The sequence below is a fragment of the Roseateles sp. GW835-FHT13E02 genome (assembly GCF_058794035.1).
In genome coordinates this window covers 193200-213310 of record NZ_JBXAGJ010000003.1, presented here as the reverse complement: position 1 = coordinate 213310, position 20111 = coordinate 193200, and the positions used below count along the sequence as shown (strand labels likewise).

Annotated in this window: 23 protein-coding genes; 7 read left to right on the top strand and 16 right to left on the bottom strand. The window is 68.1% G+C overall.

From position 1 onward, the window contains the following. Positions 1-7 precede the first annotated feature (7 nt). A complete protein-coding gene (locus AC1Q6P_RS04345; protein ID WP_492663394.1) occupies positions 8-487 on the top strand; it encodes a RidA family protein in 480 nt (159 codons plus the stop codon). A 233-nt stretch (positions 488-720) separates the two neighbouring features. Then, positions 721-1629, top strand: a complete 909-nt coding sequence (locus tag AC1Q6P_RS04340) for a PEP-CTERM sorting domain-containing protein (protein ID WP_492663393.1) — start codon at positions 721-723, stop codon at positions 1627-1629. A 54-nt stretch (positions 1630-1683) separates the two neighbouring features. On the opposite strand, the gene AC1Q6P_RS04335 is transcribed toward AC1Q6P_RS04340, so the two are convergent. The 3 genes from AC1Q6P_RS04335 to AC1Q6P_RS04325 are packed head-to-tail and all read right to left on the bottom strand — an operon-like array spanning position 1684 to position 3347. Continuing rightward, a complete protein-coding gene (locus AC1Q6P_RS04335; RefSeq protein ID WP_492663392.1) occupies positions 1684-2466 on the bottom strand; it encodes a cytochrome b/b6 domain-containing protein in 783 nt (260 codons plus the stop codon). After that, complete coding sequence (locus AC1Q6P_RS04330) at positions 2438-2914, bottom strand: diheme cytochrome c (protein ID WP_492663391.1); 477 nt, start codon at positions 2912-2914, stop codon at positions 2438-2440. Before AC1Q6P_RS04330 ends, AC1Q6P_RS04335 begins: the two co-directional genes overlap by 29 nt. A 16-nt stretch (positions 2915-2930) precedes the next feature. Next, positions 2931-3347, bottom strand: a complete 417-nt coding sequence (locus AC1Q6P_RS04325; protein ID WP_492663390.1) for a DUF1924 domain-containing protein — start codon at positions 3345-3347, stop codon at positions 2931-2933. 133 nt (positions 3348-3480) lie between these two features. On the opposite strand from AC1Q6P_RS04325, the gene AC1Q6P_RS04320 reads away from it, so the two are divergent. From AC1Q6P_RS04320 to AC1Q6P_RS04310, 3 genes are all read left to right on the top strand, one after another. After that, positions 3481-6030, top strand: a complete 2550-nt coding sequence (locus tag AC1Q6P_RS04320) for a cation-translocating P-type ATPase (RefSeq protein WP_492663389.1) — start codon at positions 3481-3483, stop codon at positions 6028-6030. Positions 6031-6180: 150 nt separating this feature from the next. Continuing rightward, positions 6181-6894 (top strand): hypothetical protein, encoded by a 714-nt coding sequence (locus AC1Q6P_RS04315; protein ID WP_492663388.1) that lies wholly within the window; start codon positions 6181-6183, stop codon positions 6892-6894. A 65-nt stretch (positions 6895-6959) separates the two neighbouring features. Next, a complete protein-coding gene (locus tag AC1Q6P_RS04310) occupies positions 6960-7766 on the top strand; it encodes a substrate-binding periplasmic protein (protein ID WP_492703062.1) in 807 nt (268 codons plus the stop codon). On the opposite strand, the gene AC1Q6P_RS04305 is transcribed toward AC1Q6P_RS04310, so the two are convergent. Beyond that, positions 7705-8595 carry an MBL fold metallo-hydrolase gene (locus tag AC1Q6P_RS04305; RefSeq protein WP_492663386.1) on the bottom strand — a complete coding sequence of 297 codons (891 nt, stop codon included), beginning with the start codon at positions 8593-8595 and terminating at the stop codon, positions 7705-7707. The genes AC1Q6P_RS04310 and AC1Q6P_RS04305 overlap by 62 nt on opposite strands. An 88-nt stretch (positions 8596-8683) precedes the next feature. Here AC1Q6P_RS04305 and AC1Q6P_RS04300 point away from each other — a divergent pair, with 88 nt between their 5' ends. Next, on the top strand, positions 8684-9703 hold the full coding sequence (locus AC1Q6P_RS04300; protein ID WP_492663385.1) for a GlxA family transcriptional regulator: 1020 nt from the start codon (positions 8684-8686) through the stop codon (positions 9701-9703). A gap of 136 nt (positions 9704-9839) precedes the next feature. Here the strand turns inward: AC1Q6P_RS04300 and AC1Q6P_RS04295 are convergent, their stop codons facing one another. The 12 genes from AC1Q6P_RS04295 to AC1Q6P_RS04240 form a co-directional block, all read right to left on the bottom strand. Beyond that, entirely contained in the window at positions 9840-10355 is a 516-nt protein-coding gene (locus tag AC1Q6P_RS04295) for an endonuclease V (RefSeq protein WP_492663384.1), read from the bottom strand. Between the two features lie 27 nt (positions 10356-10382). Further along, complete coding sequence (locus AC1Q6P_RS04290) at positions 10383-10796, bottom strand: DUF3592 domain-containing protein (protein WP_492663383.1); 414 nt, start codon at positions 10794-10796, stop codon at positions 10383-10385. A 70-nt stretch (positions 10797-10866) separates the two neighbouring features. Beyond that, entirely contained in the window at positions 10867-11127 is a 261-nt protein-coding gene (locus AC1Q6P_RS04285; RefSeq protein WP_492663382.1) for a hypothetical protein, read from the bottom strand. Between the two features lie 159 nt (positions 11128-11286). Continuing rightward, on the bottom strand, positions 11287-11700 hold the full coding sequence (locus AC1Q6P_RS04280) for a hypothetical protein (protein WP_492663381.1): 414 nt from the start codon (positions 11698-11700) through the stop codon (positions 11287-11289). Positions 11701-11819: 119 nt separating this feature from the next. Next, on the bottom strand, positions 11820-13031 hold the full coding sequence (locus AC1Q6P_RS04275; protein ID WP_492663380.1) for a serine hydrolase domain-containing protein: 1212 nt from the start codon (positions 13029-13031) through the stop codon (positions 11820-11822). A 99-nt stretch (positions 13032-13130) separates the two neighbouring features. After that, a complete protein-coding gene (locus AC1Q6P_RS04270; RefSeq protein ID WP_271007702.1) occupies positions 13131-13541 on the bottom strand; it encodes a hypothetical protein in 411 nt (136 codons plus the stop codon). A 111-nt stretch (positions 13542-13652) separates the two neighbouring features. Then, positions 13653-14093: a DUF4265 domain-containing protein gene (locus tag AC1Q6P_RS04265; protein WP_492663379.1), complete on the bottom strand. Its 441-nt coding sequence runs from the start codon at positions 14091-14093 to the stop codon at positions 13653-13655. A gap of 123 nt (positions 14094-14216) precedes the next feature. Next, positions 14217-14582 carry a GFA family protein gene (locus AC1Q6P_RS04260; RefSeq protein WP_492663378.1) on the bottom strand — a complete coding sequence of 122 codons (366 nt, stop codon included), beginning with the start codon at positions 14580-14582 and terminating at the stop codon, positions 14217-14219. A 68-nt stretch (positions 14583-14650) separates the two neighbouring features. Next, positions 14651-14908, bottom strand: coding sequence for a helix-turn-helix domain-containing protein (locus AC1Q6P_RS04255; RefSeq protein WP_102769694.1), 258 nt, complete (start codon positions 14906-14908; stop codon positions 14651-14653). A gap of 11 nt (positions 14909-14919) precedes the next feature. Continuing rightward, positions 14920-16989, bottom strand: a complete 2070-nt coding sequence (locus AC1Q6P_RS04250) for a DEAD/DEAH box helicase (RefSeq protein ID WP_492663377.1) — start codon at positions 16987-16989, stop codon at positions 14920-14922. Positions 16990-17082: 93 nt separating this feature from the next. Then, the gene (locus AC1Q6P_RS04245) at positions 17083-18522 is read right to left on the bottom strand and encodes a sensor histidine kinase (RefSeq protein WP_492663376.1); all 1440 of its coding nucleotides are present in this window, start codon (positions 18520-18522) and stop codon (positions 17083-17085) included. Next, entirely contained in the window at positions 18519-19184 is a 666-nt protein-coding gene (locus AC1Q6P_RS04240; protein ID WP_102768850.1) for a response regulator transcription factor, read from the bottom strand. Before AC1Q6P_RS04240 ends, AC1Q6P_RS04245 begins: the two co-directional genes overlap by 4 nt. 216 nt (positions 19185-19400) lie before the next feature. Here AC1Q6P_RS04240 and AC1Q6P_RS04235 point away from each other — a divergent pair, with 216 nt between their 5' ends. Next, positions 19401-20111, top strand: a complete 711-nt coding sequence (locus AC1Q6P_RS04235; protein ID WP_492663375.1) for a chitinase — start codon at positions 19401-19403, stop codon at positions 20109-20111.

Genomic DNA, 20111 nt, shown 5'->3' with positions numbered 1-20111 from the left:
CATCTCCATGTCCACCGAACAACGTCTCGCCCAGCTGGGCCTGGTCCTGCCCCCGACCAGCGCGCCGGCCGGCAACTATGTGGCTGCGCTGCGCAGCGGGCCCTGGCTGTTCTTGTCCGGCAAGGCACCGTCGCCGGTGGACGGGGTATTGCCGCGCGGCAAGCTGGGCCGCGAGTTCAGCGCCGAGCAGGGTTATGCCTTCGCGCGCTCGGCGGCGCTGGAGCTGATGGCGGCGCTGCGGGCCGAGCTCGGCTCGCTCGACGAGGTGGTCCAGTTCGTCGAGCTGCAGGGTTCGCTTCACACCGTGCCCGAGTTCGAGGCCCATGCCGAGGTGCTGGACGGCGCCTCGGATCTGCTGCACCAGGTCTTCGGCCCGGTGCGGGGCAGCCATGTGCGCTCGGTGGTGGGTGTGTGCTCCTTGCGCAAGGGCGTGCCTTTGACGCTCAAGGCCACGGTCGAGATTCGCCCGGCTGCGGTAGCACCTTGATCGAGCAAGACCTGACCCCATTCCCACCGCTGCCCCTAGGGGCGAACCGTGGTGAAAAGGGCGGGTTTTTCCCATGACCTAGGGGGGACAAGCGCGGCCCCAGGCGATACCCTCGCTGCAGAGGCCGAGGTCGCCGCCCGCCAGCGCCTGAATCCGGTCGGTTCGGCGCCGATGAGGCTGCCGCCCTTGCCCTTGTTGATGACGAGAATCCCCCGAGTGGATGGAGTGCCCCGATGACGATGATGATGAAGAACGCCTTTTCTCTTGCTGCCATGCCCGGCCGCCTGGTCCTCGGTGCCCTGGCCGCCGCCAGCCTCTTCCTGGGCAGCGCCGGCAGCGCCCTGGCCACGCCCACGCTGCTGGTGGATCGCGGCCTGCCCACGGCCAATCTGAACAGCCCGGCCGGCAGCCCGCGCAGCAACACCGCCGTCAATGCGGGCGCACCGCGCGAGTTCGCGGGCGATGACTTCCAGCTCGGCAACAGCCTGCTCGGCTGGAACGTCAGCAAGATCAGCACCTGGGTGGTGGGCGGCGCCACCGACAGTTTTCTGGGCGATCTGTACAGCTCGCTGTCCTTCTACATTGGCGACGCCGATGGCGACGGCCTGCAGCGCCTGGCCTTCTCCAACCTGAGCAGCGGCAGCGACGCCACCCCGGGCAGCGGCAGCGGCCCCAGCATCAGCGCCACCCGTGTGGCCTATGTCGATGGCAGCACCTTCGACAGCCCCGAGGGTCCGCGCGCGCTCTACCGCGTGGATTTCGACAACCTGGGCCTGCATTTCGCGTCCAACACCCTGGTGCAGTTCGGCATCGATCTGGACGGTGGCCGCGGCACCTTTGCCCATGCCAGCAACGCCGCCCTCAGCGGCCTGCCGCAACCCGGTGCCGACGACCGCTACCGCCTGTTCAAACTCAGCGACAGCATCCCCGGCACCGCCGATTTCACCGGCTTTGCCTGCACCGGCCAGGATGCCGGCTGCGTCGGCGGCGCCTTCACCAGCGATGTGAACGTGCAGGTCTTCGGCAATGCCGTGCCCGAGCCTGGCACCGTGGCGCTGAGCGGCATCGCCTTGCTGGCCCTGGCGGGCAGCCGGCGCCGCGCAGGGCGTGGGGCTCCAGCCGCACAAGTGGCTCAAGCCTGATCGGCGAACAGGCCGGGCTCGCCGGCCGCTCGCTTCTTTCTCTCATTTCTTCATTCAATCGTCATCGTCGTCGTCATGGCTTCCGGCCTTGGCCTCGGCGTGGCCCTGTGAGCTGCTGGCCCGGTCTCGGTCGGGGCCCGCGCCCAGTGGTGCATCTTGCTGCCACTGCCAGGCCCAGAAGCCCAGCACCGCGGCGACGATCAGCGCGGCCAGCAGCCCGCCATTGCGCTGCACCAGGTCCGGGCCGCGGCCGGGGGCCTTGCCGCTGAGCATGGGGCCGGCCAGGTTCTGGCGCCGCAGCAGGCTGACACCCAGCACCAGGCCGATATGGGCCAGTGCCAGGGCCAGCACCAGATTGCCCATCAGCTCGTGGCCTTCTTCCATGGCCTCGTCCAGCCATTCGGCCCTCGCGCTCCACCATTCCAGCTCCAGGCCCATGCCGCTGAGCGTGGCCAGCATCAGCGTGGCCAGCAGCCCCAGCACCAGCACCGCGTTGAGGGCCTGAAAGCCTGCCGGCACCGAGCCGCGACCCTGCCGCCAAGCCTGCAGCTGCGCCGGCAGCGTGCGGACCTTGTCCCACCAGACGGAAGCCTGCACACGGCGTGGCCCCAGCAGCGCCCACAGCAGGCGCGCCAGCACCAGGCCCAGGGCGGTGTAGCCAAGGGTGATGTGCAGCAGATGCCAGCGCTCGCTCTCCGCGGAGAGGTAGGCGCCGCTGAAACTCAGGGCCAGCAGCCAGTGCAGGGCGCGGGTTGGCGCGTCGATGACGCGGCGCTGTGGCGCCGGGGCGGGCGAGCCGGTGTCGCCTTCACTTGGGTATGCGGATGCGGTGTTCATTGAAATCTCCTTGTTCAGCGCCGCCGTGGCAGGCGGCGCAATGGGCAGCGCTTTTGATGGAGGCGCGCTTCCAGGTGGCGGCTGGCACTTCATCGTGCTCGCGCACAAACCAGGCGCTGCGGGTGATGCGGTCTTCGGGCGGCGTCTCGCGGGCGCGCTTGCCCGTGGCTGCGTTGGCGCTCAGCCATTGGCTCAGCTGCGCCACGGTGGCGGGGTCCAGCGAGGCATCGCTGCCGTAGTGCTTGCCGAGGTTCTGGCTGATGCGCTGCCAGGACGCCGCCGGCATGAGCCCCGGCGGGTAGGCGATGTGGCAGGCCGCGCATTCCTGCTGGTAGGCCGGCAGCAGCGGCACTTTCAGGCGCTGGCCTTCATCGGCAGGGCAGAGCGGCGCCACCAGGGCCAGGCCGATCAGGGCGAGCCGGCGGAGTCGGGCGGTGCTTGTGTTCATGGGTGAGCCTTTCGGTTCAGGGTTTGAGCGTCATCAGCCAGGCGAGCACATCTGCCTTTTCACCGGCGCTGCACTCGCGGTTCAACACGTCCTTGCAGTTGCGGCGGAACCATTTCTCCACCTTGGCCGGCTCGCTGAAACGCCGTGGGTTGAAGGCCGGTGCGAGGGCGCCGATCTCCTTGCCGGTGCCGGCGTGCTGGCCCGCCCGCGTCGGCACAGCCTGGTGGCAGGAGGCGCAGCTCCACTCCGCACCGTGGCGCTGGGTGAAAAACGCCTGGCCGCGGCGGGCATCGGCCGGCGCCTGGGCCGCGGCCACATAGCCATCCAGCAGCTCGGCCGGGGTGGCGGCGCGGGCCAGATTGGTGCCGAGGAGGGCGGCCCCCAACAGCAGGGGCCGCAGCAAATGGCGCTTGATCTTGGGGAAACGGGGCATGGCGCGGGTCCTGACTGAGGCAATGCCTCCATGCTGCGCGCGCTTGCTTAGCGCTATCTGAAGTTGGCTGGCATGTCCCAGCGCGGCGCTCTCCTACATGCCGCGGTCACATCCCTGGCCATACTCTGAGGGGATGAAGCCACATCCAGCGCCCCCGGCCCTTGACGACGACAGCCAGCAAGGCCTGAGCCCCGCCGAGGCGGCGCGCCGCCTGGCCCAGGACGGGCCCAACGAGCTGAGCCCGCCCCAGCACCGCACGGTCTGGCACATTCTGGCCGAGCTGATCCGCGAGCCCATGTTGCAGCTGCTGCTGGCGGCTGGCGCCATCTACCTGCTGCTGGGCAATCGCGGCGAGGCGCTGATGCTGCTGGCCTTTGTGTTGCTGACGGTCGTCATCAGCGTCAGCCAGGAGCAACGCACGGCCCAGGTGCTGGAGGCTCTACGCGACCTGACCAGCCCGCGCGCCCTGGTGCGGCGCGGCGGCCAGGCGCAGCGCATCGCCGGCCGCGAGGTGGTGTGTGGCGATCTGTTGCTGCTGGAGGAGGGCGACCGGGTGGCGGCCGATGCGCTGCTGCTCAGCAGCCACGACCTGCAGACCGATGAATCCCTGCTCAGTGGCGAATCGCTGGCCGTGGACAAGCGCGCCGGCGCCGAGCAGGAGGCAGGCCGGGTGTTTGCGGGCTCGTTGGTGGTGGGTGGCCAGGGCCTGGCGCGGGTGACGGCCACTGGCGTGCGCAGCGAGATCGGCCGCATCGGCAGCTCGCTGGCCGAGATCGAGATTCCGCCCACGCCGCTGCACCAGCAGACGCGCCGCCTGGTGCGCTTGTTCTCCATCCTGGGCCTGGCTTTGAGCGTGCTGGTGCTGCTGCTCTTCGGCCTGCTGCGTGGCGATTGGCTGGGCGGGGTGCTGGCCGGCATCACCCTGGCCATGTCCATGCTGCCGCAGGAGTTCCTGCTGATCCTGACGGTGTTCATGGCCATGGGCGCCTGGCGCCTGTCGCAGCAGCGCGTGCTGGCGCGCCGCGCCGCCACCATCGAGACTCTGGGCGCCGCCACCGTGTTGTGCAGTGACAAGACCGGCACGCTGACCGTCAACGACATGGCCGTGGCCGAGCTGGCCGCGCTCGGCGAGACGCCTTTGCGCTGGGTGGCCGCGGCCGGGCAGGCGCTGCCCGAGGCTTTGATGGACGTGCTGGACGTGGCCGTGCTGGCCAGCGAGATCGCGCCCATCGACGCGATGGAGCGTGCCTTGCACAGCCTGGCCGAGACCCAGCTGCCCCCCGAGCGCCGCCACCCCGGCTGGCGCCTCGTGCATGAGTACGGGCTCAGCCCCGAGCTGCCGGTCATGGGCCATGTCTGGCAGGGCGAGGGCCTGGCCGACTCGCGCCTGGCGCTGAAGGGCGCGGCCGAGGCGGTGGCGGCACTGTGTGGCCTGAGCGAGGCGCAGCGCGCCCAGGTGGCGGCCGAGACGCAGGCCATGGCCGAGCGCGGCCTGCGCGTGCTGGGCGTGGCCTGCGCCGATGCCGCGCTGCCGGGCCCGCCCTGGCCGGCCGGGCCGCAGGGCTTCGCCGGCCTGCGTTTCCTGGGGCTGCTGGCGTTTGCCGACCCGCTGCGCCCCGAGGTGCCCGAGGCGATTGCCCAATGCCGCGCCGCCGGCCTGCGCGTGCTCATGATCACCGGCGACCACCCGGCCACGGCGCGCGCCATCGCCGGCCAGGCCGGCCTGGATGTGGCCCAGCCCGCCATCACCGGGCCGGAGCTGGCCCAGCTGTCCGATGAAGCCCTGCGTCAGCGCCTGGCGGCGGGTGCCAGCGTGTTCGCGCGCATCAAGCCGCAGCAGAAGCTGCGCATCGTCGAGGCGCTGAAGGCGCAGGGCGAGGTGGTGGCCATGACCGGTGACGGGGTCAACGACGCCCCATCGCTGAAGGCCGCCCACATCGGCATTGCCATGGGCGGGCGTGGCACCGATGTGGCCCGCGAGGCCTCCAGCCTGGTGCTGCTGGACGACCGTTTCTCGGCCATCGTCGGCGCAGTCCGCCTGGGCCGCCGCATCTACGACAACCTGCACAAGGCCATGGCCTTTGTGCTGGCCGTGCATGTGCCGATTGCCGGCCTGTCGCTGCTGCCGCTCTTGTTCGGCTGGCCGCTTCTGCTCTCGCCGGTGCACATTGCGTTTCTGGAGCTGCTGATCGACCCCGTCTGCTCCATCGTCTTCGAGGCTGAGGAAGAAGAGACCGATGTGATGAGCCGGCCGCCGCGCGACCCGGCCGCGCCGCTGTTCTCCGGCCGCTTGATCGCCTGGAGCGTGGCCCAGGGTGCGCTGATCCTGGCGGTGGTGGGTGGCCTGTACGCCGTCCTGCTCAGCCGTGGCCCGATGAGCCAGGAGGCGGTGCGGGGCACGGCTTTCCTGGCCCTGGTCAGCTGCAATATCGCCCTGATCCTGGCCAGCCGCAGCCTGAGCGGGCGCTGGCGCGAGGCCTTGTTGCGGCCCAACCGCGTGCTCTGGCAGGTGCTGGCCGCCACCGCCGTGTTGTTGGCCGCGGTGTTCTGGCTGGCGCCGCTGCGCGAGGTGTTCCGCTTCGCCGCCCTGAGCCCGGCCTCGCTGGGCCTGGGTCTGGCGACGGGCGGCTTGATGCTGCTGGTCTTGCTGCTGCTGCGGCGCTGGAGCGGGGTACACCCCTAGTTTGTCGATCTCCGCGTGGCCGCTGTGGGCGGCGGAATGCGTAAGGACTGAAGGAGTGGCTGAGGGCGGAGCGGGGCTTCTTCCTCGTTCATTCATTCATTCCACTTCCTTTGATTTCAGTTCCACAACGCATCCACACAGGAGTTCACCATGAACCGTCTTCTTGCTCGTCGCCCGACCTTCCGCCGCCTGTTCGGCAGTGCCACCGCCTTGCTGGCCCTTTCAAGCGCCGCGGCGCTGGCCGCGCCGGTGTCGCCCACGTCCTACGACATGCCCAATGGCTACGGCACCGCCAGCGGCGGCAGCTTCAACTACTGGGACCGCGGCTACAGCGGCAGCGGCAACACCCAGCTCGACTTCGCACCGCTGAGCGGCGGCCTGGGCGACCTGAGCGACGGCGTCATCGCCACCGATCGCTGGGACCGCGTCGAGAACCTCGAAGGCACCGGCCCCTACGTCGGTTGGTCGGCCATGGACCCCGTCATCACCTTCCACTTTGCCGAAACCCTGGCCTTCAGCCAGCTGACCATCTGGCACGACGATGCCAACGGTTATGGCAATGTCGCCACACCGCGCGGTTTCATCGTCACGGTGGGCGGCCAGTCGCAGAGCTTTGACATCATGGACCCGGCTGGCGACGCGCCCTTTGCCTCGGTGCTGAACCTGGGCCCCGGCTTTGTCGGCAGCAGCCTGCAGCTGCAGGTGCTGCGTTACGACACCGCCACCATGCTCAGCGAGGTGGCCTTCGAGGCCCAGCCCGTGCCCGAGCCGGCCAGCGCCGTTTTGCTGGGCCTGGGCCTGATGGCGGTGCTCAGGGTCGGCGCCCGCCCGCGTCCACGTTCGGGGGATGCCCTGCCGTCCTGAAGCGCGGCGGCCGTGATAGCCTTCTACCGAGGCCTTGAGTTCAACCCTGGTGGAAGGCTCGCTCCATGATGAGGATGCTCAAACGCGTGCGCGATTCGGGCTGCAGCGGCCAGGCCTCGCGGCTTTGGCCGGCGTGCTTGTTGTTGATGGGGCCGCTCCTGTTGCTGTGTCCCGCAGGCCCCGCCCAAGCCGCCGAAGTGCGCATGGCTTTTGGCGAGAAGATCCCGCCGTTCTGCTTCCCCAAGACCGACAGCGGCATCGAGCTGGAGGTGATCCGCGGTGCTCTGGCCTACAAAGGGCATCAACTGAAGCCCCTGTACTTTCCGTTTGCGCGCATCCCGGTGTCCTTCCGCGACGGCACGGTCGATGCCGCCATGACCGATCTCGGCCAGGACCTCAGCAGCGCCGGCGGCCACTATGCCGACCCGGCCGTGCTCTACGACAACGTCTTCATCACCCTGAGCCGGCGCCAGCTCAAGATCAGCACGCCTGCGGATCTGAAGGGCTTGAGCGTGGTGTCCTTTGCCGGGGCGATCAAGCGCTATCCCGAGTGGCTGGAGCCGGTGCGCCGCGCCGGGCTCTACACCGAGATCAACGACCAGTCGGTCCAGGTCAAGACCCTGATGTTGGGCCGCTACGACGTGGTGCTCAGCGACCGCAACATCTTCAAGTACTTCGCCCTGCAGCTCAAAAGCGAGGGCTTCACCGAGCTGCAGCCGGTGGACGAAACCGCCTTCGTCAAGCTCAACCCGCAGGACTACCGCCCCGTCTTCCGCGACCCCCGCATCCGGGACGACTTCAACCAGGGTCTCAAGCAGCTGAAGGAATCGGGTCGCTTTCAGGCGATTTATGACAAGTACCTGAAGGACTGAGTCGCTCGTCGTTTGCGTTTGCGCGGGCCGGGAAGCTCAGCGTGTCACCATCCTCGGGCACCCAGACCCGATCCTGCATCCCGCCCGCCCGCGCCAACTCTCGAACCCGCGCCCGCGTGCCCGGGCAATGGTCCAGCGCCTCCAGATGGTTGGCGACGATTTGCGTCTGTGGGCACAGCGCGGCGGCCTCGATCAGCGCCTCGGGCGTCAGCAGGATCTCGGCGCCCAGGTCGAAGCGCGCACCGCCGGCCGGCAGCACGGCCACATCGGGGCGCAGGGTGCTCAGGCAATCGCGCAGCGGCTCGCACATCACCGTGTCGCCGGCCAGGTAGACGCTGGGCTCGCCGGCCACCTCGATCAGATAGCCATGGCCATGCTCCATCAGCAGGCCGGCGATGCCGCGGCCATGCACGCAGGGAATCGGCGTGATGAAGGCGCCGCTGAGTTGGGCGGGCAGCAGAGGCTGGCGGCCCGGGCCTTGCAGGGCTTGCACCTGCAGGCCGCGCTGGCGCAGGTAGTCGGCATCGCGCGGCATGGCCAGCACGGGCACGGCGGCCTCGCGCAGCCAGCGCTTGCCGGCGCGATCCAGGTGATCGAAGTGGCCACGCTGGCAATGGGTGATCAGGCCGTGGCTGACGCGGCCCAGCAGAGCCTCGCTGCCGGGCGGCAGTGGCACCAGCGGGTTGCGGCGGCGCTGGCCGCCGAAGTAGCGCAGGGCGGGCAGGGCGCCGGCTTCGGCCAGCATGGGGTCGACCAGGAGCGTGATGTCCTGGCCCTGGCTGTGGAACTCGAGCACGACGGTGGCATTGCGGAGCTGGGTGATCTTCATGGTGGACCGGTGTGAGAGGGGATGGCGCCATTGTTGAAATTCCAGTCCGCCCGCAAAATGGCTGAATCGGAAATTAAATTGGCCATTCATGCCATCTTCAATTCGCCGCACGGCCGCGGGCCCGCCCTTCACCCTGGGCCTGCTGCTGTTCGAGGGCTGCATGCCGGCCGGACTGTTCGCCGTGGCCGATCTGCTGCGCGCGGCCCATCTGCGCGCCGGCCGGGAGTTGATGCGCTGGCGCTGGTTGACGGTGGATGGCCGGTCGGTGAATGGAATCAGTGGTGGAACCGAGGGCGGGCCGACGCTGACGCCCGAGGGCGCCTTGGTCGACAGCGCGGATGAGCTTGATGCCCTGTTGCTGCCCGGCCTCTGGGTCAGTTCCCTGGAAGGCTTGCAACAGACCCTGCAGGCCCGCCGTGCCGAGATCGCTGCCCTGCGCGCCTTGCCTGCCCGCTGCGCGCTCTGGAGCTACTGCGCCGGTGTGCCCTTGCTGGCCGCCAGCGGCCGGCTGCAGGGTCAGGCGGCCACGGCCACCTGGTGGCTGGCGCCGCATCTGCAAGCGCTGTTCCCGCAGGTGGCTTGGCAGTTCGACGAGTCCCTGGTGGACAGCGACAGCACGGTCACCGCGGCCGGCGCCAACGGCTACCTGGCCCTGATGCTGGACCAGTTGGCGCGCCGCATGGAGAGTGAGAGCCTGCGCGAGGTGCAGGAGGTCTTGATGCTGCCCCAGCCGCGCCAGCGCCACCCGGCTTTTGCCGCGGTCAGCCTGATGGCCCTGCGCGAGCCCTGGCTGCGCGAGCTGCTGATCTGGGCCCAGCGCACCCCGGCCGTGGCACTGACCGTGCCGGCCGCTGCCGCCGCCTTGAGCCTCTCACCGCGCACCCTGAGCCGCCATCTGCAAGCCGCCACCGGCCTGCCCGTCGCCAGCTGGTTGCGCCGCGTCAAGCTGCGCCAGGTGGCCGAGCGCCTCTCGCGCGGCCCCGAGCCGCTGAAGCGTCTGGCCGAAGACCTGGGCTTCAGCACCGAGGCGGCCCTGCACCGCATGTTCAAGCAGACCACGGGGCTGACGCCGCAGGTCTACCGGGCGCAGTATCGGCAGGGGACTTAGGCTGCATCCGTTCCCGCTGAAATCGCTGCCTTGGATCGAGGAGGAAGCATGCCGCTCACCCCGGCCGTGCGGCTGCGTCAGCGGTTCCTGCCGCAAACGAAGACAACGCCTTGCATGCTCTAGACGCCGGCCGCAGTCAGTCCTTGTTCTTCGCTAGGCGCGCGACGAGTTTCATGAGCGTGGGCACGCGCTTCCTGCCGTGCATCGCGCGCAGGCGAGCCTTGGCCGCGCCGAGGTCGATGCCCGCACAGGTGACCAGCAGTGGCTGCGCTTCCTCGTCTTCTTCCCGCATCACCTCGAACTGTGCCGTCAGGCCCGGCAGGCGCCTTTTCGACACGCCGACGATGGGCACGCTGCCGCCCAGGGCGTGAAAGATGTGCTGACCCAGGCCGGGCGTTTCACCGCCATCCAGATGCACAAAGCCGTCGATCAAGATGAGCTCGGGCTCCAGCGTGTGCTCGCGCAGCAGCTGCATCACGCAGGGCAGTTCGCGCAGGTCCAACGTTCCCCGGACTGCTGGTTCGACGTGGGCGATATGCGAGACGTAGGTGCGGGTCGCTTCCGCCGCATCCCAGGCCTCGAAAGCCACCGCGGCAGCCCTGGCACGGGTCGCCTGCGCGTCCTCGAAATGAACAGCCACGATGAGTTTCATGCGGGATTGATGGTGAGTCGCGGTGACTCAGATGCTGGAACCGCTTGCCAGGGCGACTGCGAGGAAGCCGATGGAGCCGATGAAGAGCAATAGGGCCGAGGAGAACCACAGCTCCAGCCAGGTTCCAATCTTTGCCTTGGGTGGATGACCCGCTCGCTCGATGAGCAGAACCGGTACGGCCTGCCCCAGTGTTGGGCTGGTCTTGGACGAACTGGTGACGGTGCTTCGCAGTTGGATGCGCTGTCCCGTTGAAAGCTCGAACTCCACGCGGTAGTACCGCCTGGTGCGGCCAAACATGCGATAGCACCGCTCGCTGACGACTCGCCCCTCGACCCTGCGTGCACGCTGCACGAACACCAGCTGCTGGAGGCCGGCTGCCAGGGCTGCAGGCAGCACAGCGATGCTCAGCAGCAACAAGATGCCGATGGCCAAGGTGCTCAAGTTCGAGCTTTCAAACACTTGGTGTTGCTCACCGTCGAGCGCGGGCGGCGGACGCAGGCAAGACCCTTCATCATGCAGCCCGTTGTTTGAGGATTCGCCAGCCGAAACCAAAAAAGGCCAAGCCCGCAGCCAGCCACAGCAGACCTCCCACCCACATCCCCGCGCGCTCGCCGAGCAGTTCTGTGAACAGCAAGCTCAGGCCACAGATGGCTTTGCAGCTGGTGCCGGATGCCTGGAGGGGCCGGCCCAGAAGAGCCGCCAGCCCCATCAGGATGCCTGCAGCGCCGAGCGTGATGGCAAACCAGGCGAAGAGTTTGGTTTCGCGTTGCATTGGATCGAAAGGTATCGGGCGGGCTGGATGGTTGGATGGATCAAGTCGGGATGGACGCTGAATTGGCCTGTTATGCCAGTATGGGCCCCTGATGCAAAAAGTCATGCCCGGGCCTTGTGCATCGAGTCGACTCGATCGTTCACTCACTCACTAATTCATTCATTCACTCGCCAGACGGCTCACATGCACTGCCAGCAACTTGCAAGAAGTGCCTGGTTGCGACGAGGCCTGGAGCTCATAGCGAACACCGCTGTGATTGATGGCGAGCGCCCAACTGGCCTCGAACGGGTCGTCTGCTTGCAGCGAGGTCGGCGCAACAGACCGCCGGGCGGACAGGCCCGCCGTCTGACGCGGCTGCGGAATCAGCTCTTGGACTGCACCTAGCGGGCGCGCCAAGTCCTCGAGAGCTCGTGCCAGGTTTACGCTGTTCTTGGGTTCGGCGAACATCGCCGCCAGGTCGTTGAACTGTCCTTGCGACAGCAGGTGCGCGGCCTGCATGGCGCAGGAGTCAGCAGCAAGCGAGGCCAAAGGCGCCATGGCCAGGCTGGCAACTGCAAGTCGCGTACGAATCATGAACTCTCCCTCGCCTCAACGGGCTTTGCTCGTGGTTCTAGTTTATGGGCGAGCGCGAGGCGGGCGGCTTGAGCCCCTCCTTCTTCAGCGCAGCCCCGCCCCAATCCTCAGCACGGGACTCAATGCCCCGGCCACCAGAACTTCATATCCCCGTACTCCCAGGCCCAGGGCAGGCCGGTCTCGCCGAGCACGGCCTGCACCAGGGCCGGGAAGGCCGGCTCGGCCCGCACATCGTTGGAGAGCATCACCAGGCAGCGCTTTCTTGCCTCGATGCAAACCCAGATATTCGCTGTGGAGTCGTTGTGCCCGCCCTTGAAGAAGCCGGCACCTTGCGGGCCGGTGAATGCGATCACGCCTAACGCGGCGCCCAGTGATGGGTAGGGTGGCGTGGCGAGGGCTGGCTGGAGCGAAGGGAACTGGCTGCGCGTGGTGATGGGGAGTTGCGGCCGGGTCAGCTCGGCGAGCGCGGCAGCGCTCAGGCCATCGCCGCGCACATAGGCGGCGGCCAGGCGGCCCATATCGGCAATGCTGGTGTCCATGGAGCCCGAGGCGCGCACCCGGCTGCGCTCGTCATGAGGCTCTGGCCGCCCGTCCAGGGTGAAGCCGTCGGCCAAGTTCGGTCGAAAGTCAGGACGCCAGATCAGGCTTGTGCGGCTCATGGCATTCGGCGCAAAGATGCGCCGGTGCATCTCCGCACCGACATCCAAGCCCAGGCCCTGTTCCAGCACGAATTGCAGCAGGATCAGCCCGTCGCCGGAATAGGCATAACGGCTGCCCGGTTCGAAATGAATGCGCAGCTGCTGGTCGGGTTCCAGAAAGTAGAAGTTGGCAAAGCCGCCGCTGTGCGTGAGCAGCATGCGGGCGGTCAGCCGGCGCCAGCGCTCATCGCGGGCCAGGCCCGCAAACGCGGAGTAGCGCCGCACGATGTCCGGCGAGGCATAGCTCGGCAGGGGCTGCGCCAGGTAGTTTGCCATCGGCACATCCAGGCCCAGCCGGCCTTCTTCGACCAGCTGCATCACCAGATAGCCGAAGGCAGCCTTGGTCAGCGAGGCGCCGTACATCACGGTGTCCTCCTGCAGCGGGTCGCCGCTGGCGTTGCGCACGCCGTAAGCCTTGCTGAACACCAGCTGGCCGTCGTCGACCACAGCCAGCGCCAGACCCCGGGCACCGGTGGCGGCCATGGCAAGCCGCACGGTGTCGTCCAGGCCCTGTGTGTTGACGGCGGGCTGGGGTGAGGTCGAAGGCGACTGGGCGCAGCCTGACAGGGCGATGGCTAGCAGCAGCAGGGTGGCGGCGCGGCGTGGCCAGGCGCAGGGAGTCAGAGTTGGCATGAGGTCCTCGTCCTTGTAATTGTCGGCGGCAAGCCGCACGGCCAGAATGAAATGAGGTGCGAAGGCAGCGTGCCGCTACAGGGTCGTTTGAGTGACTAGCTATGAAGCCCCGCTACTCACGAGATCAGGTCGATTCGAATACACCCATTCGATAAATGCAGGAAGAGGCGCCCTCATTTCGTGGCCCAGCCGTACTGCGTTGTCAATCGCGCGAACAATCAGGTAGATCGCCTCTGTTTCAACCGCAAGGGACACCTCTTGCTGTACATGTACTTTCTTGTGCTTTAGCAAGTTGCGAGCAAGGTTGAAGTTGTCCCGAGTTCGTTTCAGGTCCTTGGCGACGCTGCCTGCTGCTGTGACCTGAACTACATGCGCCTCTAGCGCTGGCGCTACAGCCCTTGCTTGGAGGGTTTCGCCAAGTATTCCGTCGGCAGCACCGGCAAGAGTTATTGCGCAGAGGTAGTCACGCTCGTCTAGGAACAGCCGAATCGCTCTAGCAAGCTGATGCATGGCTGCATCCTCTTGCCGAAAGTGGAGACGCGAATCGCCCACGGATGTATTCATGACACAGAACGTCGGATCTATGGGGCTGTCCGAAAGACAGTCCTCCTGATTGAGGGGTTAGGCACCGGAGGCCTCATGCCGCCAGACAGGAAATGCGAGGGCATAGCCACGTTCTTCGATTCTGTCTACTAGAGCATTGACTGCATCTGCATCAGCCGAGGCAGGAACATCAACAGAGAACAGGTTGAACTGTGGAAACCCTTCCACCTGACATCCAAGTGCTGAAAGCTCATCCTTCGTAGCGCTGAAGTCCAGGTTGTCTGTGTTCAGCACCCAAACCAGGGAGTTTCCGGATGTCTCAATAACCTCGAACTCGAAGATGCACCCATTGACCGGGTCAGGTTCAGCAGTGAACCCGTCTCCAAAGGCTAGACCCTTTATGAAGAACGGGGCGTTCTTCAGTACGTATAGATTGCCTGAGCGTTCGCACCAAACGCTCTCTGTGGCTACGGGTGGCCATTCGTCCTCAATATCGAGTGCAAATCTGAGCTTTTCCACGGGGCCGGACCCTACCTTGCTTTCTGCAGATGTCTAACGAAGTTTTGATAAGCATCTGAGTATGCCAACCCCCCGCTACTCACACATCGAAACGCCGAGAGACGAGTCTTTCAGGAAAGCAGTTCAGTCCTCCAGGAACTTCCACGTCTCCGCCCCGTCAAACCTCCGAACCCGCACCGAGGCGATCAAGGCCGGGTCGAAGTTGCCCAGGTGAACACCGTGCTTGCCGCCCGGCTCTGCCGATACCGGCTCCCAATGTGTCACGCAGCCACAGTGCCGGCAGCGCATGGTGCGCAGCGTCTTGTCACCCTGCACATAGGCCTGCATGGCATCAGGCGCCGCATCAATCGTCACCGTGCCCCACTCGAAATACACCCAGGGGCCGCCGACTCGTCGACACAGCGAGCAGTTGCAGGAGGTGGCCGTCTCGGGTGTGGCGGGCAGGGTGAGGCGGACGGCGCCGCAGTGACAGGAACCGGTGTGCTGCATGCGTGCTTGTCCTTGTGTGAAGTGCGGGAGTTCAGCAGGTAGGCACCGCGCAGCGTTTGACTTGCGTTTCAGTGGCTGCCTGGTGGCTGAAGCGTCACCGCCAAGCCATACAGCGCCAACAAGCCCAGCATGTGGCCCACCGACACCCCAGGCTCCCCGGACTCAATCCGGGCAATGGTCTGCACATGCACGCCGAGGCGGGTGGCCGCGGTGGCCTGGCCTTCGCCGGCGGCGAGCCGGGCCTGCTTGGCGGCCGCGCCGAGGGCGCGGATGGAGGACAGCGCCTGTTCGTCGATGTCCACGGAGATGCGTTTGCCTTGTGCCATGGCGGGCATTGTCACCCGGTTGAGGCTTGCGCCTGAGCAAGCGCTTTGCTGCGCCAGAAGGCCACATCGATGGGCACGGCCGCGCCGCTGCGTTCGTTGATCAAGACGAGCTGGCGGCCGTCAGGGCTGAGTTGGCTGATCTCGCCGTGCAAGCGGCCGGCGCTGACGCGCAAACCGAGCGCATTGGCGGGGAAGCCGGGCTGGGCGGCCAGCTCCAGCAGGGCGTGCACGGGCCGGGTGTCGCCGGCCAGGCGCAGGCGCTGGACGATGGGGGCCAGAAAGGGGTTGTGGGCGCTGTCGCCCGGCGCCAGAAAGACGATCAGTTTGGCCTGCGCGCGACTCCAGGCCACATTGAACAGGCGCTGCGCTTCCTCGGTCTGCAAAAAAGGCTGGCTGCCGTCCACCGGGTCGAAGAGCAGCACGGGCGCCTCGCTGCCCTGGGCGCGGTGCACGGTGCTGACCTTGATCTGCGCTTCGGGCAGGCCGCGGGCACGCAGGCGCTGGCGGATCAGGGCGCGCTGGGCGCGGAAGGGCGTCAGCACCACCAGCTCCTGCGGCTGCCAGCCGCCGCCGGGACCTTCGGCCAGGGCGGTTTCGATCAGGTCGGCAATGGCCTCGGCCGATTCGCGCCGCAGCGGCCCGCGGTCGGCGGCCGACCAGGCGCCCGAGGCGCGCATGGTCTGCACATGGATGTGGGTCTCGGCCGGCACCTCGGCGAAGCGGCGCTGGCGCGCCTGCAGCCAGGCGGGCGAAGCGCTGGCGTCGGCGGCCACGCGCAGCGCGCCCTCGTAGAAGAGCTGGCTGACCAGATCGCTGATGGTCGCGGCCATGCGCGACTGCTCGTCCAGCAAGGCCAGGGCCGGGCCCTGGCGCGGCATTTCGGCGAATGCGGAGCGGCCCAGCCAGCGGCGTGCCTCGCGCTCGCGGCTGCGCAGCACGGGCGAGAGCTGCTGCGGGTCGCCCGCGAACAGCCACTGCCGGCCCAGCGGCATCAGCACCAGGGCATGGGCCAGGCTGACCTGGCTGGCTTCGTCGAAGACCAACAGGTCGAAGGGCGGGTTGCTGTCGTCCTGGCCTTCCGGCGCCAAGGCGCGCAGGGTCTTGAGCGTGAAGGCGGCGCGGGTGGTGGTCATGGCCGCCAGGCGGCAGCGCTGCAGCACTTGCAGCGAGGAGGCGCGCAGCTGCTCGCGCAGATCCTGCACGCGGTCGTGCCAGGCCTTCAGCGCGCTGGCCTCGCTGGCGCTGGCGCGGCCGCTGGGCCGGGCGGCCTCGGCGCGCGCCAGGCGCTGGATCAGCTCGCGGTCCTGGGCCGGGATCAGGTGCTCGCGGCCCTCAAAGGCCGCCGCGTCGAAGCGGGTGCCCAGGCGTTGCACGCTGGCGCGCAGGGGCTCGCGCCGGCCTTTTTCCAGCGCCTTGTCCACCGCCAGGGTGGCCTGGTCCACGGCCTGGTTGGTGCTGGAGAGCAGCAGCACGCGGGCCTGCGGCCGGAGCTCCAGATACTCGGCCAGCATCACGCCCAGGGTGGTGGTCTTGCCGGTGCCGGGCGGGCCCCAGAGGAAGGCGGCCTGCTGCTGCAGCAAACCCAGGGCCTGGCGCTGGCCCGGGCGCAGCCAGCGAAACGGTGCACCCGTCAGCAGCGGGCCCTCGGGCCAGGCGGCGGGCCGCTGCAGCGCCGGCAGGCAGGCCAGGGCGCGCTCGGCCCAGGGCGTGTCCCACCAGGCATCGCTGACGGCCTTGAGGAAGCGGCTGGGGTAGAGGCGGATCAGGGCGTCCGGTCCGGGCGGCGGGCTGCTGGCGTTTTGCAGCAGCAGCTGGTCGTCCTCGGGCAGCACGGCCAGCACGCTGGCGCCGCCTTTCACCGGCGCGCCCCACCAGGCGGCGGCGCCGTCGAGGCTGTCGTCCAGCAGGCTTTGGGCCGAGGCGGTGCCCGGGCGCTGGCCTTCAGCGAACACATAGCCCGGCTCCAGGCTGACGCGCCAGAGCGTGCCCTCGCGCTCGCTGCGCAGGACCTTGAAGTCGTAGAACTCGGGCGTGGCCGCCAGTTCGGCGTGCAGCGCCGCGCGGAGGTCGGCCAGGCTCATGGGCTGGGGAGGGCGAAGAAGGCGGGGGCGGGGGAGGGCGGCACTATAGCGGCGCGAGGTCGCTGCTGCTGCTGCCGCGCTGTCCGACCGGGCTCAGGCTTCGGCCGAAGGCCCGGGCGGGCTGCTCGACGCGCCCGCCGCGCGCGGGAAGCGCACGGCCACGCCCAGGCCGCGTCCTTCCAGTCCGGTGCCCAGCTGCACCCGTGCGCCATGCTGGGCGGCGGCGCGCTCGACGATGGCCAGGCCCAGACCGCTGCCATGCTGCTCCTGGCCGGGGATGCGGTAGAAGCGCTCAAACACCTTGGCCTGCAGCTCGGCCGGGATGCCCGGGCCCTGGTCCAGCACCTCCAGCTGCACGGCCTCGGGCGTGTCGCTGATGCGCACCAGTACATGGCCGCCGGGGGGCGAGTACTTGATCGCGTTGTCCACCAGGTTGTCGATCAGGGCGCCGACCGATTCGCGGTTGACGCGCAGCCAGCATTCCTCGGGCGCCTGCAACTCGAGTTCGATCTGGCGGCTCAGGGCCATGGGGCTGGCCAGCACCACGCGGTCGCTGACCAGGGCCACCAGCTCGTGCTCGCGCTGGGCCATGTCCAGCGCATCGGCGCCCGAGCGGGCCAGGGCCAGCAGCTGGTGCACGGTGTGGGTGGCGCGGTCCACGCCCTGGCGCAGGCGCTGGGCCGATTCGGCGCGGCGCTCGGTGTCCTGGCCGCCGTCCAGGGCCTCGGCGCTGAGCTTGACCACGGCCAGCGGTGTCTTGAGCTCATGCGCCGCGTCGAGCAGGAACTCGCGCTCGCGCTCCAGGCGCAGCTGCAGCCGCGCCATCAGCGAATTGACGGCGTTGACCAGGGGCGCCAGCTCCACATAGGGCGAGTCGGGCAGGGGCGAGAGGTCCTTGGCCGAGCGCTGCGAGATCTGCTGGCCGATGCGCTGCAGCGGCGCAAAGCCGAGGCGGAACAGCAGCCAGACCGGCAGGATCAGCAGGGGCAGGCCGTAGAGCAGGGGCCGGGCGTAGTAGCTGAAGCCGGCCACGGAGAAATGCCAGTCGCCCGGCTTCTCCTGCCAGCGGCGCACGATCAGGCCCTGCTCGGGCTCGCTGGCCTCGGCGTAGAGCCAGCGCGAATCGCTGGCGTAGACGCCCACTTGCGGCGGGCTGCGGTCGCGGCCGCTGAGGTCGGGGTCGCGGCGCAGCAGCAGGCGGCCTTCGTGCCAGACCTGCAGCAGGTAGAAGGGCGGGCGGTGGCCTTTGTGGCGCCATTCGTCGCGCAGCAGGCCGTCCAGCTCGGCCATGCGCGCCTCCAGCGCTTGAGGCTGGTCCAGCCGGGGCAGGGCTTGCAGCTTGGCCAGCTCGGCCCAGAGCTGGTTCTCGGCCTGGCCGTTGCGGCTTTGCAGCAGGCCGATGTCGATCAGCTCGCGGGCGATCAAGGCCGCCCAGGTCAGGAAGATGACCGCAAACACCGCGCCCAGGCTGCGCCGGAACAGCGAGCGGTGGGCGGGGCGGCGGGTGGCCGGCGCGGCAGCGAGCAGGCTCACGCGTTCTGCTCGATCAGGTAGCCAATGCCGCGCACGGTGCGGATATAGCCCTCGCCGATCTTGCGGCGCAGATTGGAGATGTGCACATCGAGGCTGCGGCCGTCGGTCTGGTTCAGGGTCTTGCTCTCCAGCTGGCGGCGCGTGACCACGCGATCGGGCAGCTTGAGCAGGGTCAGCAGGATGGCGAACTCGGTGCGCGAGAGGTTGATGCGCTCGCCGCCGCGGCTCAGCACCATGCGGTGCTCGTCCAGCACCAGGTCCTTGATCTGCCACTGGTGGGGCGAGTCATCGCCTTCCTCGATGCCGGCACGGCGCGCCACGGCGCGCAGCCGGGCCAGCAGCTCGGGGCCGGCAAAGGGCTTGACGAGGTAGTCGTCGGCGCCGCTGTCCAGGCCGCTGAGCCGGTCTTCGATGCTGTCGCGCGCGGTGATGACGATCAGGGGCAGTTTCTTGTCCGCCTGGCGCAGGCTGCGCAGCAGGTCCATGCCGTTGCCGTCGGGCAGGCCCAGATCCAGCACCACGGCGTCGAACTCCTGCTCGGCCGTCCAGAAGCGTGCATCGGCCACGCGGCGCAGCCAGATCACCTCGTGCTGGGCGTCCTGCAGCAGGGCTTGCACCGCCCGGCCCAGTTCCAGATCGTCTTCGACCAAACAGATTTTCATGATGGTGCGGACTCTAGCAATGCTTGGCCGCTCTGCGGCAGCCGGTGCTTCGGGGGTCTCGATCTGGTCTTAAGGAGGTCTTAACAGTCTCTTTGCGCGCTGTGTAGGCGGGTGGGCGGATAGTGCAACGCAGACGCTGAGCCAGGCTGTGTGCCTGTGCAGGGCGGTGCTGCATTCCACAGCCAATTCTTCCACCTTCATCTCATTGTGTTCGGCATGACGACTTCGCTGCAATTGCTCGTGACAAGCCTGCTGGCGCTGGCGGCCCCGGCGGCGTTGGCACAGGGCCAAGCTCAGGCTCAGTTTCTGCCCAGCCCGGCGCAGTTCGATCAGCTCTTCCCCGAGCGCATTGCTTTCTACAGCTACGAAGGCTTTGCCGAGGCTGTACGCCAGACCCCGGGCTTTGCTGCTCGCGGCAGCGAGCAGCAAAAGCGCCAGGAGATGGCGGCCTTTCTGGGCCAGATCGCCCATGAGTCCGACCAGCTCAAGGCCCAGCGCGAATACCGCCGCGAAAACTGGGACCACTACTGCCGCCGCGACGATGGCATCGGCTGCGCCCCGGGCCAGCAGTACTACGGTCGCGGCCCCATCCAGCTGAGCTGGAACTACCAGTACAAGGCCGCCGGTGATCACCTGGGCCTGGACCTCTGGGCCGACCCCGACCGCGTGGCGCGCGATTCCAAGGTGGCCTGGCAAACGGCGCTCTGGTACTGGATGACCCAGCCCGGCGTGGCGCCGCAGTCGGCCCACGAGGCCATGTGGGCCGGCAAGGGTTTTGGCGCCACCACGCGCGCCATCAACGGCGTGATCGAGTGCGACAAAGGTGCCGACCCCGACACCTTGCGCAAGCTGAACCGCCGCATCGATTTCTATCGCCGAGCCAGCACGTTGCTGGCGGTGCCGCTGAGCGAGCCCCTGGGCTGCTGA